This is a genomic window from Janthinobacterium sp. 78 (assembly GCF_003096775.1).
Classification (GTDB): domain Bacteria; phylum Pseudomonadota; class Gammaproteobacteria; order Burkholderiales; family Burkholderiaceae_D; genus Janthinobacterium; species Janthinobacterium tructae.
On record NZ_QENT01000001.1, the window covers coordinates 4,108,367 to 4,122,532 of the forward strand.

Annotated in this window: 15 protein-coding genes; 1 reads left to right on the forward strand and 14 read right to left on the reverse strand. The window is 62.3% G+C overall.

Features of this window, described 5'->3' with window-relative positions:
• Window positions 1–5: 5 nt before the first annotated feature.
• From C8C92_RS18030 to C8C92_RS18090, 13 genes are all read right to left on the reverse strand, one after another.
• On the reverse strand, window positions 6–389 hold the full coding sequence (locus C8C92_RS18030) for an MSHA biogenesis protein MshK (protein ID WP_099764550.1): 384 nt from the start codon (window positions 387–389) through the stop codon (window positions 6–8).
• A complete protein-coding gene (locus tag C8C92_RS18035) occupies window positions 389–1,111 on the reverse strand; it encodes a type II secretion system protein M (RefSeq protein WP_116744834.1) in 723 nt (240 codons plus the stop codon). The genes C8C92_RS18030 and C8C92_RS18035 overlap by 1 nt, the downstream gene beginning before the upstream one ends.
• Window positions 1,108–1,767, reverse strand: a complete 660-nt coding sequence (locus C8C92_RS18040) for an MSHA biogenesis protein MshA (RefSeq protein ID WP_116744835.1) — start codon at window positions 1,765–1,767, stop codon at window positions 1,108–1,110. Before C8C92_RS18040 ends, C8C92_RS18035 begins: the two co-directional genes overlap by 4 nt.
• Window positions 1,764–2,708: an agglutinin biogenesis protein MshI gene (locus C8C92_RS18045; protein WP_116744836.1), complete on the reverse strand. Its 945-nt coding sequence runs from the start codon at window positions 2,706–2,708 to the stop codon at window positions 1,764–1,766. Before C8C92_RS18045 ends, C8C92_RS18040 begins: the two co-directional genes overlap by 4 nt.
• 168 nt (window positions 2,709–2,876) lie before the next feature.
• On the reverse strand, window positions 2,877–6,596 hold the full coding sequence (locus C8C92_RS18050; protein WP_116744837.1) for a LamG domain-containing protein: 3,720 nt from the start codon (window positions 6,594–6,596) through the stop codon (window positions 2,877–2,879).
• Window positions 6,597–6,619: 23 nt separating this feature from the next.
• On the reverse strand, window positions 6,620–7,069 hold the full coding sequence (locus C8C92_RS18055) for an agglutinin biogenesis protein MshP (protein WP_116744838.1): 450 nt from the start codon (window positions 7,067–7,069) through the stop codon (window positions 6,620–6,622).
• On the reverse strand, window positions 7,066–7,947 hold the full coding sequence (locus C8C92_RS18060; protein WP_099763389.1) for a prepilin-type N-terminal cleavage/methylation domain-containing protein: 882 nt from the start codon (window positions 7,945–7,947) through the stop codon (window positions 7,066–7,068). The genes C8C92_RS18055 and C8C92_RS18060 overlap by 4 nt, the downstream gene beginning before the upstream one ends.
• Window positions 7,944–8,543: a prepilin-type N-terminal cleavage/methylation domain-containing protein gene (locus C8C92_RS18065; protein ID WP_243420419.1), complete on the reverse strand. Its 600-nt coding sequence runs from the start codon at window positions 8,541–8,543 to the stop codon at window positions 7,944–7,946. Before C8C92_RS18065 ends, C8C92_RS18060 begins: the two co-directional genes overlap by 4 nt.
• Window positions 8,544–8,559: 16 nt before the next feature.
• The gene (locus C8C92_RS18070) at window positions 8,560–9,138 is read right to left on the reverse strand and encodes a type II secretion system protein (protein ID WP_116744840.1); all 579 of its coding nucleotides are present in this window, start codon (window positions 9,136–9,138) and stop codon (window positions 8,560–8,562) included.
• Between the two features lie 124 nt (window positions 9,139–9,262).
• Complete coding sequence (locus C8C92_RS27985) at window positions 9,263–9,742, reverse strand: type II secretion system protein (protein ID WP_116744841.1); 480 nt, start codon at window positions 9,740–9,742, stop codon at window positions 9,263–9,265.
• A 60-nt stretch (window positions 9,743–9,802) separates the two neighbouring features.
• On the reverse strand, window positions 9,803–10,321 hold the full coding sequence (locus C8C92_RS18080; RefSeq protein WP_165829483.1) for a type II secretion system protein: 519 nt from the start codon (window positions 10,319–10,321) through the stop codon (window positions 9,803–9,805).
• A gap of 29 nt (window positions 10,322–10,350) precedes the next feature.
• Window positions 10,351–11,583, reverse strand: coding sequence for a type II secretion system F family protein (locus tag C8C92_RS18085; protein WP_116744843.1), 1,233 nt, complete (start codon window positions 11,581–11,583; stop codon window positions 10,351–10,353).
• 1 nt (window position 11,584) lies between these two features.
• On the reverse strand, window positions 11,585–13,288 hold the full coding sequence (locus tag C8C92_RS18090) for a GspE/PulE family protein (RefSeq protein WP_099763383.1): 1,704 nt from the start codon (window positions 13,286–13,288) through the stop codon (window positions 11,585–11,587).
• A 282-nt stretch (window positions 13,289–13,570) separates the two neighbouring features.
• On the opposite strand from C8C92_RS18090, the gene C8C92_RS18100 reads away from it, so the two are divergent.
• On the forward strand, window positions 13,571–13,936 hold the full coding sequence (locus C8C92_RS18100) for a NirD/YgiW/YdeI family stress tolerance protein (RefSeq protein ID WP_116744844.1): 366 nt from the start codon (window positions 13,571–13,573) through the stop codon (window positions 13,934–13,936).
• Between the two features lie 43 nt (window positions 13,937–13,979).
• On the opposite strand, the gene C8C92_RS27300 is transcribed toward C8C92_RS18100, so the two are convergent.
• The gene (locus C8C92_RS27300; protein WP_133250790.1) at window positions 13,980–14,165 is read right to left on the reverse strand and encodes a hypothetical protein; all 186 of its coding nucleotides are present in this window, start codon (window positions 14,163–14,165) and stop codon (window positions 13,980–13,982) included.
• Window position 14,166: the final 1 nt, after the last annotated feature.

The following is a 14,166-nucleotide window of genomic DNA, read 5'->3' on the forward strand; positions in this document are numbered from 1 at the left end:
TGTGTTTATTGGGTGACATGAACCTGTTTCCTTCGTACATGCATTGCATCATTTGCGCCGACCGTCTGCGGATACAGCCGCAGCGTTTCCAGGGTCTTGCCGCGCCGCAGCACCACGCTCGCTTCGCCTATGCTGACGACGACTGCGCCGCCCACCTTGTCACCCGCGCGCACGCTGCGGCCATCGATCACGGCCAGGCGCCGCCCGCCAGGCCGATTGGAAATGAGCACCGATTGCAGCTGCGGCCGCGCCGCACCGGCAGAGACCGCACTACCGAGGACAGGCGCCGCATCGGGCGGCCGCGTGGGATCGACCAGCGCCTGGGCAAACACCCCCGGCGCCAGGGCCAGCAGCGCGCCCGCAAGGAGCACGCAACGAGGGGCGCGCATCACAGCGCGATCCATTTCTCGTCCAGGCTGAGCGTGTACAAGGTCAGGCTCAGCGTGGCATTCGGGTACTGCTCGACCTGCATATTAAGCTTGCCCCAGAACACATGGGACGGCATGGCCTCCACGGCATCCATATAATTCACCATATCCAGATAATTCCCACGCAATACGATTTCCACACCATGACGGTATAGCACGGCCGGCGCCTGCGCCGACTCGGCGTCCGCTGGCGACTGCCCGGCAGGCGCGGCGGCAGATGCGGACGCCGCCGCCTTGCTGGCGACATGGCCGCCCTTCCCCATGGCGCCGGATGGCAAGGTGGCCAGCGACACCAGGCGCAAGTTGGCCTGCTGTTTCAGCAATTGCTGCAGCATCGGCACGATGCGCTCGGGCGCCACCAGGCCATTTTGCGTCGATTGCAGGGCGTGCCGCATCTGCTGGACTTCCTGCCTGATCCGTTCGAGCCGGATGCGGTCCTGCTGGTTGGGGTCGCCGGCATGCGCGGCCATCCGTTGCGCCATCTCGGTATCGATGGCGGCGACGGCCTGCTGCCGCTGAGCAATCGTGTCGGCCAGTGCCTTGCGCTTGTCCAACTGCGGATTGACGAACAGATACACAACCATGAATATCAGCAGCGCGGCACTGGCGCCAAAGACCATGATCCGTTCCCGTACGCTGAGCGCATCAAATTTCAGCGCAAATTGTTGCCATTGCTGTTTCATTGCTTGACCGCCCCTGCGCCGCTGGCGGGTGCCGCCGACGATTGCAAACTGAATTCGATGAAGCGCGGCGCCGGTGCTGACACGGCGGCCTGGGCCGGAAGCTGCGCGGTCGCCATATCCAGGCGCGCGAACGATTTGCCCTGCAACGCCGATTCCCTGGACAAGGCGCTGATGTACTGGGGCAGCAAGTCCGCTTGCACGACGTGCCCCTGCAAGCCGATCTCGATTTCCTTGCCGGCGCCGGCGATGCTCGCGCCCGTCAGCCACAAGCCATTCACCCTGGCGCGCGCGAAGGCGCGGAAATAATCGGCATAACCGTGTGTATTACCGAGTGCGCCGCCCTGCAGAATTTGCTCCGCTTCCAGCAAGGCGCTGCGGTCAGCCTCGGCCTGGCCCAGCGCGCCCGCGATCAGCGGGTCCTTGCCGGGCACGGGAAAGCGCGCGAACACATCCGCCCGCTTCGCCTCGCGTGCATCGAGCACGACCTTGGCGTCGGCCGCCGTCCGCTCCAGCGCGGCCACCTGGCGCGCGCCAAACCAGACCACTGCGGCACTGGCGGCAAGCACCAGCCCCAGTCCCTGCAGCAAGCCCAGCGCCGACAGCGCCTGCTTGCGTTTTTCAAACGCAGGGTTGAACAGATTGATTTGCTGGCTCACGCTGGCATCTCCTCTTGCCGCAGGGCCGCACCCAGGGCCAGGAAAAAGCGCGCCTGGCCGGCAGCGCTCAACAGGTCCGGCACCCTGGAAAAATCCAACAGGGCCGTCAGATCCAGTGCCTCGACCGGCATGTACAAATTGTCCGCCAGGTAAGCATGCAGGCCGTCGCTGCCGGTCGGCGCCAGGACCAGCCTGGCAACGGAAATAAAATGGAATTGACGGTCGAAGTGGTCAAAGGAACGCTGCAGTTCCAGCGTGATCTTGTCGTAATACTGCTGCCGCTGGGCGTCGCTGGTATCGGCCAGCTGCACCACGGTGACGTCGATGCGGCGCGCCAGGTACAGTTCGCCATCGAACGTCACGGTCAACAGCCCCCCTTCGCCATCGAAAGACAGCATGGCCAGGCCGCGGCCCTGCGTTTCCATCAAGCCCGCGATATTGCGCTGGGCCATTTCCGGGATATCGATGACCGACAGGGTGATCTTGCATTCGCCATACAGCGCCTGGCGCTGGGCCACGGCATTGTTGCGCGCCGCAACGGCGAACAGCGATTGCGCGCGTCCCGGCCCGTTCTTGTCGGCGGGAATATCGATGACGTCGACGGTGGCGTCCGCCGCTGGAAAGTCGAGCATGTCCTTCAGGCGCCAGCGCACGGCAGTCTTGAGCTCTTCCGGCGGCACGTTCGGCGCGTCGAGCGTGAGTATCTGATACTCGCCCGCGCCCAGCAAAGTGGTGTTGCGATACGACTGAGCATGCAGATCGCGATGCATTTTTTCCAGGGTCGCCGCCGCCAGCGGCTTGCGTCCGGGATACATGACCGCCGCCTGCACCAGCGGCTTGTCGTCCGCGCGCCGCTTGACCACGGCAGCGCACACCCCTTCCGCTGAAAATGATGTCGCCAGCCAACCCTCGTGTTTTTTTGCTTTTGCGAATAAACCCATGCCACCGATCCAGATAATGAAATGCTACGACAGCGGTGCCGTCCGAATGATGCATTGAATCAATTTTAATTCATAGCAGGTAGGAACAGGCTAAAAAAGAAATAATTGACAATATTTTTTCAGGAAAACACCACGATTGTCACGACGCGCCGAAAAATCACACCTCCTTCAATATAGTTCGCGCATGAAGAACACGGGCTCGCTCTTGAGTGCGCCGATGGTTTCGCGCGCCTGTCCCGGCAGGTACGGCATCAGCGACTGCAGCGTGAGCGTACCTTTTTTCTTCACGGGTGCGGCGGGTTTGGCCATCAGCACACTGCCGCCGCCCTGCTGCAGCAAGCCACTGTCGAGCGGCAGGCTGCTCGCAGCTGGCAACTGCACATCCGTCAGGTTGAGATAATCCTTCAAGCCGAAATTCTTGCGCAACAGGGCCGTGCAATTGTCCAGCGTATTGGCGGCATACGCGCTGCCGTTCCAGTATTGCGCGACCAGGGGCACCAGCAGCGCACGCTGTTCCGAGCCATACATATTGTTGATGCGCAGGCGGCCATGACGCAGCCGGGTATCGCCGATGGCGACGCTAGCGGCGGGTGCGACCGCCAGGCCATTCACGCTGGAAATGAGCGCGCCGTCGCTATCGCTGATGCCCACCACCAGCGAAAAATCGTCGTATGGGCCATCCTGGCCGCTGGCCAGCCGGTCAAAGCTGTGCAGTACCGTGATGCCGGTCGCGCCGCTGGGAATCGCCTGCTGCAGACCAGGCGCAGCGAGCGTGAGGCTACCCGCGCCGGCAGTGCCTGCCTGCACCGTGTAGATGGTGGCGTCGCCAGCAAACTTGATCAGTTCGCCCGCCGACAGGCCGCCGCTGCCGGCCACCACGACTTGCGTGCTGCCGGCGGCATATGCGCCACCATCGGTCGTGTAGGAACGCCCGCTGCGCCCCTGGTTCCAGGCAAAGGCGGGCAAGGCTGGCGTCAGGCGGCCGATGGACAGTGCCGCGCCGGCATTGCCCGCGCCCACGCTGACGCTGGCGCGTCCGGGATAGGCGCTGCCATAGCGCGCCAGAATCTGCTTGCCCTTGCTCAATGCCGTCGCGCCCAGCACGACGCCCAGTTCGCGCTGGCCCAGGTAGGTGAAGTCGCCGCAGGCCGCCGTCAGCGCACCCGTGAGCGCGTAGTGGTCAGGGAAAAAGCGGCCGAAGACGGGTTCCGGGCTTTGCGCCTGGTTGGCGATATTGCAGCCGAACTTGCCATTCACGGCTGTATTGTTGCTGCTGCCGATCACGCAGTCGCCAGGCTGGTCGACGCTGGTGTAGGCATTGTCGAGCACCGCCTCGGGCAGCATGCGGAAGGTGCCGACATCGCCGTACGTCACGCCGCTGTTACTGGCCAGACCACTGGCCAGCACCGCCTGCCCCAGCGGAAACGGGCTGGCATTCGAGGTCGATGCGAGGCGATCGGTGTAGTCGGTGACACTGAGAAAGCCGGTGATTTTCTGGCCGGCCGCGGAATTGTCGACCAGCGGCGTGCCGTTATAACCGGCAACGGCCGTCGCGCCCAAGGTGAACTGGGCGCCCGCCGCCAGGCTGGGCGTGCCGCTCAGGGCGTTGTTGCTCATGTTGGAACTGAGCGTGAACTGCTGCGGCCGCACGGCAAAGCTGTCGGTCGAGCAGCCCACGTTGGCGCTGCTGCACTCGGCTGTGGTGCAAGTGACGCGTACGCGCACATCACGGTAGGCGCTGTACCTGGGCGCCACGGCGCTGAGGGCGGTGGCCGGGATGCTCACATTGGCGCTCGAATAGCCGCCCGTGAACGCCACCAGGCCCAGCGGAATCACCGCCGTCTGGGTGAGCGGGCAGTTATTCGCCCCCAGCGCCACGCCGGTGGCGGTATTGACCAGCAAATCCACCGTGGCCTTGCCGTTGAAGCTCGTTTCCAGGCTGGCGTCCGTTTTCAGCTTCACCAGGTCCAGCTTGAAGGCCGTGTCGGCCAGCTTGGTATTGAGGCGCGCATAGGTCAGGCTGCTGGTGCTGGGCACGCAACGCGACGACGTCGCCTCGCAAGCGTTGAAGCGCGCCACCGCGCACGCCTTGATCACCAGCGACTGGTCTTCCTGCTCCGTGAACTGCCCATCCGTCACATTCACGCTGACGGTGGCTGCCGTGCCGCTGCTCAGACCAAACACGGCCTGGTACTCGCCGTTGAACAGATAGGTCGCCACGCCGTCGTTCAGCGTGCCATTCGACAGCACGCCATAGCCCGCGATCAGGGCCCAGTCGCCGATGCCGTTCGAGGTCGTCAGCAGGATTTGCGTGGTGTTGTTTGGCATCACGATATTATTGTGATTGACGTCATGCGCCGTGACCGTGAGCGTGCTTTGCTGGCACGTCAGGCCCGACCCCGTATTCGTCACCGCGTAATGGCTCAGGCAGCCGGCCTGGCTGAGATTCTGGTCGCGCTGCACCAGCGCCAGGCCGCCCTCGTAATTATAGGCACGCAATTCGTCGATGGCGCCATCGGTGGAATTGCCGCTGCCGCTCTGTCCCGTCACCGCGCTGCGGTTGTCGCCAATGAACAGGCTGCCGATGCGCGGCGAGACCACCGCCGCGGTGGTAAACGCCGACTCCTTTTGCAGCACGCCATCGACGTAGATGCGCAGGCGGTCGCTACTGGACGCCGCCAGCGCATTGAAGCTCCAGCTCACTGCGATATGCTTCCAGGTGCCGGCGGGCACGCTATTGGCAGCCGTTTCCACCGCGCGCACGTTGCCCAGGCTGTCCGTGACAACGAAGCGCAGGGCGCCCGTGCTGCGCCGCACGAGAAAAAACCACTCGTTGTTGATCTGCGTGGCGTCGAGCAGTTGCGCATCGCGCGTGCCGCTGCCGGACCAGGCCGTATTGGCCTTGTACCAGAATGTGATGGTGCCGGCGCCGCCCATGGTGGAGGGCACCGACAGCCCGCTGTCGACTGCGGCGATGGCGGCGGCGCTGGTATTGAGGGGGAAGCTGGCGGCGCGGCAGACGCGGCCGGCAGCGATCGTCTGCGCGCCGCCCAGCACCGTGCCGTCGCGCCCGTTACCGCTGGTATCGGTTACTTGCTCGGGCGTATTGCTCCAGCTGGGCTGCTCCATGCGGTACTCGAGCACGGGGCGGGGAATATAGAACTTGATCGCTGAATTGGTGACCGGAAAACCGGTCTGCGGCGTGTCGTAATCGTTGCTGTCCGCCTGCCAGCCGATCTGTCCCAGCTTGGCGGAAGGTCCCGCCACTGCCGTGCCGTACTGGTAGATGAATTCGCCGTTTTCCTGCAAGATCAATTGCAGGCTGTAAGAGCCAGTGGTACTGGTGCCCGTGGTCCATTCCGGCACATTATTCCAGGTCACCACGAAGCTGCGGTACGGCGCCGTGCCGATGGTGGCGTAGCTGACGTAACAAGTCAGGCGGCTGGCGCAGGCGGTATTGTAGGTCGGTACTTCCAATTTCGAGGTGGGATCGAGGTCGTTGCCATAGATGCGCATGGTGTAATTCAAGCTGCTGTTCGGATACGGCAGCGTCTGCACCGGGCTGCCATAGCCGCAAGTGACATTGTTATTGAACTGCACCCGGCCGTTCGTCATCACGCGCAGTGTGCTGAAGGCCACGCCCGAATACATGAAACTGAAACCGATGGGCAAGGCATCGCTGAGCGTGTCGTCAAGGACGGGCGGCGAGGTACCGCAGCCGGCGGAACCGTTGAATCGGTAGGGCGTGGTGTTATAGCCAAGCTTGGCATGATTGCTGGCGTCGATCCAGCTGTAGGCAAAACTGGTGTTGGCGTAGGTTGCCGCCTGGACCGGTGCGCAAGCAAGCAGGGCCACAACGGCTATCCATACGGCGATGATTGCCTGCATATTATTCCTTGAGAGTAGCGTATTTAAAACTCGGCCTGTACGACGCGCTGCACATAATCGGGATGGTTGGTGGCATTGGCAGTGGCGCACACGCCACCCACTGGCTGGTTGCAGGCAGTGGCGATCACCTGGAAACGGGGTAATGCGCCCGCCGCCTGCGTGCAGCGCACGGTCACGCTAAAGCCGCTCAGTGCGCTATTCGCGGGCAAGGCAAAATTGCGGCTGGTTTCGCAACTGTTGTTGACGCGCTGCCGGTACACGCCCCACTCCATGCCGGCGCGGGCTGCCTGGTAGGCGCGCGCGCCCTGCACGTCCAGCGCCGACTCGGCATGCTGCATGGTGGAGATGGAGAGCAGCGCCACGCCCAGCGCGGACAGCACCACCAGCAGGAAAATGGCGGTGACGATGCTGAAGCCGCGCGCCGGACGGCATGGCCGGCACCGCTGCGGCATGGAAGATAGGGATAGTCTCATGGCGAATTATTGACCTGTGCCTGTTGCACCAGCGTGATCTGGCCAGCGTTGCCGCCGGGCGCGCCCAGGGTCAGGCTGACACTGACCAGGCCGCGCTGCAGGTTGGGCAGGGTATCGAAGGAAAAGGCGCAAGCGGCCACCTGATTGGCCATCAGCGCCGCAGACGGCGCGCCGGTCAGCGCCGCTGTGCTCTCCGGCTGGGCCACCTGGATCGCATAGCCGGCATAGCGCGTCAGCGTGCCCGTGCCATTCGCATTCGGCGCGCAATGATAGGTCACGACCGTACTGACCACCTGGAAACGATAGCTGAGGGAAGGCATGGAGGGTGTTTGCGCGACAAAGGGGTTCTTGACCAGCGTAACATCGTTGCCGCTGATGGAAGCGACCTGGGCGCGGTTGCACTGCCCGCTGCAATCATAGGCGTCCACGGGAGGCTGATCGCCCAGATTGTTGACGACGATAAAGTCGCCGGGAACGATGGTCTGCACGCCGGACGGCGCAGCGCCGACGATGGTAAATACATCCAGGTTGCCCGGCGTGAGGGGATCGAAGGCCAGCACATTGCCCGGTATCGTGTTCGGGTCGTCTTCCGACAGATAGCGCCCGCCCGTCTTGGTCAGCAGCAACTCCAGATACTTCCCATCGGGCGTCACGCGCACGCTGTTGGGCAAGGCCAGGCGCACGTCGCGCGTGATGCGCCGCGATGCCAAATCGGCCGCGTCGGCCAGTTCGGCGCGGGCGCTGACATCGAGGTAACTCTGTATGGGGGCACGGATGAACACCGTCACCATGCCGGCGACGATGGCCGTGATGACGATCACCACGATCAGTTCGATCAAGGTGAAACCGCGCTGCCGGGGGTGTAAAAAAGTCATCATGGCACGGCATTGCCTGCGTAGCGCGTGCGGTAGCCGGCCAGTACGATGTGTTGATTCGCGCCGTAAGTCACCGTGACAGTGATGCGCAAGACATTCATGTTGACGGGCGTGGCGTCCGAAGGCAGCATGGCATCGGCCGGCCCCAGTCCCGCGTCGGGGCTGATGGTCACGCTCACCTTATAGCCGTCAGGAAACGACTTTTTGGCCACGTCATCCTTGTAGCTCTCGCCAGTGTTGAGGGCGCGCACATAGTCACTGACATTGTAATACGGCCGTCCAGTGGCGGGCACCGTCACGCTGACATTTTGCGGCGTGGTGCAGCCGTCGGGGTTAGTGGCGATGTGGAACAGCGCGGCATTCTGCGCAGTATCCGCTGCCGGATCTTTAATCGGATCGCAAAACGTAAAGCGTGCCCCTTCGATCTCATCGAGCATGGCTTCGGCGATGGCCAGCGCCTGCTTGCGCAATTGCGGATCGGCGCTGCTGGCCGTGGTGTGCGTAAAAATTTGCAGCAGGCCCACCACGGCGATGCTGACCACCACGATAAAGATGACCAGCTCGATCAGGGTCACGCCGCGCTGCACCGTCCTGCGCACCGGCAAAACGGCTATCCTAGTAATGGACATAGCCCGTCTCCCCTTCGACGATGATGTTGCGCGTCATGCCGCCGTCATTGATGCCGATGCTGATGCGCGCGGGAAAGGTCGAAACAGGTTCGACGTCGGCTGCCTTGAACGGGCGGCCCAGGGCATTGAAATAAAAAGCGGCGGTGTCCAAGGGCACGCTGTAGCTGATCTTGCCGGGTGCCGCTTCACACAGCCATGCCGTGGTATTGGCGCAAGCGGTCAAGGTGGCTTTGCGGCCGCTGTTGCCGCCCGCAGGTGGCAAGACGCGGTTGGCCGAGTCGCAGGCAGTATTGAAACACAGGGCCATGCGGGTGCCGTTGAGCTGCACGAAGACGTGACGGTTTTGCGCGATCGCCAGTTTTTGCGCATAGCGCAGCATGCTCACGTTTTGATCGGCAAAGCTGCGCGCGTCAAAACCGTCTTGCCGGAAGAAGCGCGGCATGGCGACCGCTGCCAGCAGCCCCCCCACCACCAGCACGGCAATCAGCTCGACCAGGGTAAAGCCGCGCTGCCGGCGCCCACGGCTGGCAGGCCCGGCAAACATCAAACCTGCTGCAGACAGCATCGTGGACACCTGTGGCAATGAGCGGCATGCTGGCATGAAACATGCTTGGAAGAATGAAAAACGCCTGGCAAGCCAGGCGGATCGCCTGCGGCGCAAATGGCCGCAGCAGGCGGAGCTTACGTCATCAGCAATCTGTCTTGGCAGCGGCAGCGGTCGGCGCGGGACCCACCAACGCGGCCGCAGTGGCCGAGGCGAGCGTATAGGTAAACGCGCATTTGAGATGGTCGGCATCGGCGGCGATCGAGACGGGGCCCGTTCCCGAAAATTCGTAGTCATCCAAACCACCAGCAGCCAGTACGATGCCGGCAGCGTCAGGATAGCCATTCGTCATGGTGATGTCCTGGCCTTCCATCTTCACTTTGACGGGCGCGGTGGTGGGTGAGCCATCGACCAGCCATTGCGCATGGGCCAGGGAAGAAGCGGCCTGCACCGAGGCGCGGGCGCCGTTGACTTTCGCCAGGCGGGCGTCGGACGACAAACTGCTAAAACGGGGAATCGCGGTGGCCGCGAGGATGCCCAGGATGACGATGACGACGACTAACTCGATCAGCGTAAAGCCCGCTTGAGCACCTTGTTGAAAACGACGAATTGACTGCAGTTTCATGCTGATCTCCAAAAAATCAAAAAAACAATACTGGCAAAATTTGCCGGCAGAATAGAAAAGCTATTTCAGCCCGCCCGCCTCGCCCAACTGTATCAGCGCCACCTGCGGCGCATCAACCGGCGTTGAGGGCTGCGTCTGGGGAGCGGACGCTTGCCGCAAGCTTACCTTGAATCGAAGCAACTCGGAATAGCTGGCACCGAAACTGTTGCTTCGATTTAATATATATATCAATTCTGCATTACTTCTATCAAAAAACCAATGACTTTGGGGAAGTTTTTCCATCTCCGGCGCGCTATAGGCGCCCAAATAATTGGCCGGCTTCTCAGCCAGCCAATCGATGGGGTTTTGCCCCGCCAGCGCCGGCAACTGGTTTTGCCGGTCGGACGCATACAGTTCCAGCACCTGCATGCGCAGCCCCGTGCGCAGCGCCAGCAGCGTTTGCTGCACGGCGACCCGCTCCGCTTCCTGCTGGACTACCTCCAGCCGGCCCAGCAGCACGACCGCCAGCACGGCGATGACGGACGCCACGACGGCCAGCTCAAACAAGGTAAAGCCGCGCTGCCCTGCTTTGCCAGCCAAGATGTTGTTTTTTGACGCAATGCGCGGCCTCATTTGTGCAGGGCCACCTTGCCCAGGTCCCACACGGGCAGGAAGATACCCAGCGCCAGCACCAGCACCATGGCGCCAAGAAAAGCGATCAGGATGGGTTCGATCTGCGCGGACAAGGTCTTCAATTCGTAATCGACTTCGCGCTCGTACATCTGGGCGATTTCATCCATCAACTCATCGAGCGAACCGGACTCTTCACCGACGGCGATCATTTGCAGCACCACCGGCGTGAAGACGCCTGCCGCCACCGAAGTGCGCAAGATGCTGTCGCCGCGCTCGACGCCGTCGCGCATCTGCTCGACGCGGGCGCACAGATAGGCGTTATCCACCGTCTGCGACACCACCGTCAGCGCCTGCACGATGGGCACGCCGCTGGTGCTGGACAGGGCGAAGCTGCGCGCGAAGCGCGCCATGGTGCCTTTCAGGATGATCTTGCCGGCGATAGGAAATTTCAACTTGTAGCGATCCCACGTATAGCGGCCAGACACGGTGCGCAGCCAGGCCCTGAATCCGGCGATCGCGGCGATCGTCAGTAGCAGCAGCAAAGGCCAATACGCCACCATGAAAGCCGACGTGCCGATCAGGATGCGCGTCATCAAGGGCAGTTCGGCATTGAAGCTGGCAAACACTTTCACGAACTGGGGAATCACGAACATATTGACGATGACCATGGCGATGATCATCGCCGCGATCACGAAGGTGGGGTAGCGCGTGGCCGACTTCACGCGCGCGCGCATGTCGCGGTCGAACTCCAGGTGGTCGAACAATCGCAGGAAGACTTCATCGAGGCGCCCCGTCATTTCGCCCACGCGCACCATCGACAGGTAAAACGGCGTGAACACCGTGGGGTGGCGCGCCATGGCGGCCGACAGTTCGCGGCCCGCGTCGAGCGATTCGCGCACATCCTTGATGATGCGCCCGAACGCGGGGCTGATGGCGGACTCCTGCAGGCCGGCCAGGCCGCGCATGATGGGCACGCCCGCCTTGAGCAGGGTGTACAACTGGCGGCTGAACAGCTGCACATCCATCGAACTGACTTTTTTCTCCGTCAGTTTTTGCCACCAGCCGATATCGGCGCCGGTGGTGGCGGCTTTTTTGGTCACCAGGATTTCCACCGGCGTCACACCGGTGGAAAACAACTGGTCGGCCACGGCGCCGCTGTCGGCGCCTTCCATCACGCCGGTCAGCAGTTCGCCGCTGGCGTTGCGTGCCTTGTAGGAGAAAAATGGCACCTCAATCCTCGCTCTGGTTGCTGATGCGCATCGCTTCCATCACCGTCGTGCGGCCCTGTACCACCAGCTGCACGGCGTGGCGGCGCAGGGTGTCGCCCGCCATCTGCGCCGTCGCCACCTTCATGAAGTGGGACGGATCGGCATGGTTGGCAGCATCGGCCACGGCGCGCGTGATTTCCAACAATTCGTACACGCCCGTGCGGCCCCGGTAACCCATGCCATTGCAATGCGAACAGCCCTTGCCATGGAAGTACTGGTTGCGCTCGACCAGCTCGCCCAGTTCCAGGCGCAGCCATTCGTACTCGTTCGGCGTGGGCACGTAGGGCGTGCTGCAGCTTTCGCAGATCACGCGCACCAGGCGCTGCGCCAGCACGGCTTGCAGCGAACTGCCCACCATGTAGCGCGGCACGCCCATGTCCATCAGGCGCAGCGGCGTGCTGATGGCGTCGTTGGTGTGCAGCGTCGACAGCACCAGGTGACCCGTCATGGCGGCGCGCAGGCCGATTTGCGCCGTTTCCTGATCGCGCATCTCGCCGACGAGCACGATATCGGGATCTTGCCGCAGGGCCGAGCGCAGCACGCGGGCAAAGCTCAGCTCGATCTTCTCGTTCACTTGCACCTGGTTGATGCCGGACAAGCGGTACTCGACCGGGTCTTCCACCGTGATGAGCTTTTTTTCCACGGAATTGAGTTCGGCCAGGGCGCAGTACAAGGTCGTCGTCTTGCCGCTACCGGTCGGCCCCGTCACCAGCACCAGGCCGTTCGGGCGGTTGACGATGGCGCGGAAACGTTCCACCAGCTGGGGCGGCATGCCGATGGCGTCCAGGCGCAAGGTCGTGCCGCCCTGGTTCAACAGCCGCATCACCACCGATTCGCCGTATTGCGTCGGCATGGTGGAGATACGCACGTCGATGCGCTGGTTTTTCACGCGGATGGCGAAGCGGCCATCCTGCGGCAAGCGTTTTTCGGAAATATCGAGGTCCGACATCAGTTTTAGCCGCAGCGCCAGCGAACTGGCGATCTTGCTGTCCGCTTCCGTCTGCAGGTGCAGCACGCCGTCGATGCGGAAACGGATCTGCAGCCGGCCTTCCTGCGGTTCGATGTGGATGTCCGAGGCGCGCACCTGCGTGGCATCCTCGAATACCGATTGCAGCAGCTTGACGATGGGCGCCTCTTCCAGGCCCGGATTGGCGGCCAGCGCGCCAAAGTCGACGGACACGTCGCCCAGGTCTTGCTCCAGCTCTCGCGTCAGGGTGGAGATATCCTCCGTGCGGCGGTAGATGCGGTCGATGGCGGCCAGCACTTCCGTTTCATTGACGACAGCGAGCTCGATATGGCGCTTGACCAGGCGCGAGATTTCATCGTACGCGAACAGGTCGGTGGGATCGGACATGCCGACCAGCAAGCCCTCGCGCCGGTCTTCCAGCACCAGTGCGCGAAAGCGCCGCGCCTGGGTTTCCGGCAACAGCCGCACCAGTTCGGGATTGATGTTGAAAAACTTCAGGTTGATGTAGGGAATGTCGAGCTGGCGCGCCAGGGCGCCCGAAATCTGCTCTTCCGTGACAAAGCCGTGCTCGACAAAAACGCGGCCCAGCTTGCGCCCCGAGCGCTTCTGTTCCGTCAAGGCCTGGCCCAACTGTTCTTCTGTCAGCAATTTCTGCTGCACCAAAATTTCACCGAGCCGGACTTTCTCTGGCCTTGCCATGCTTGCTCCTCGACAGATGCTTCAGACGATGCACACCAGCGGCGTGCGGGGGTATTTTATTCCAGAACCTGTTGTTTCTTAAAGAAAATACATTCCGTGGCTTGATTTTCGCGCATTTCAACACTCCGAAAGGAAACACTTGCCGCCCGCGCGCGCGCATGGCACTGCCTTTCGGCGAGCACGGGCAGCGTGCGGGCGAACGCACCCGATGGCAATGCCGGTGCTATCATTGCCCGCACCGCCGTGTTTTTCTGACAAGGCAGTCACTTTCAAAGGAATACCATGTCATTGCACCGTAAATTCATCGTCTCCCTGGCCGCCGCCAGCGCCTTGCTGGCCGGCAGCGCGCAAGCCCAATACGTGGGACCGACGGCCGGCCCCACCGCGCCCAGCAGCGTGGCCGCCATCCTGAAAAATCCCGTCGATGACCAGGCTGTCGTGCTGCGCGGCCATTTGCTGCGCAAAGTGAGCAAGGAAAAATACACCTTCTCCGATGGCACGGCGGAAATCCGCGTGGACATCGACGACAAGGTCTTCATGAACCGCAAGATCGACGCCAAAACCCAGGTGGAAATCCGTGGCGAAGTGGAAAAAGACTTCATGGAAAGCCCGGAAATCGATGTCGACGTGCTGACCGTCGTCCCGTAAGCTGCATTGCCATCCCGCCGCCACGGCGGGATCGGTGTCACCCTCACTTCTGTATACCTTGCACAAGCTTTTTTCCATTCAAGAAGCTAGGCTTGTCAGCGCAATCAATTTCGTCTAGCATCTTTTCATTCAAGGTCAGCCAGCGCCAGCGTGAGCCTGCCTGTCGACTCATCCATTCTGGGAGCTTTCCGGGTGCAAGATTTGCCTTCGATACGCTCAAGAATTTCATG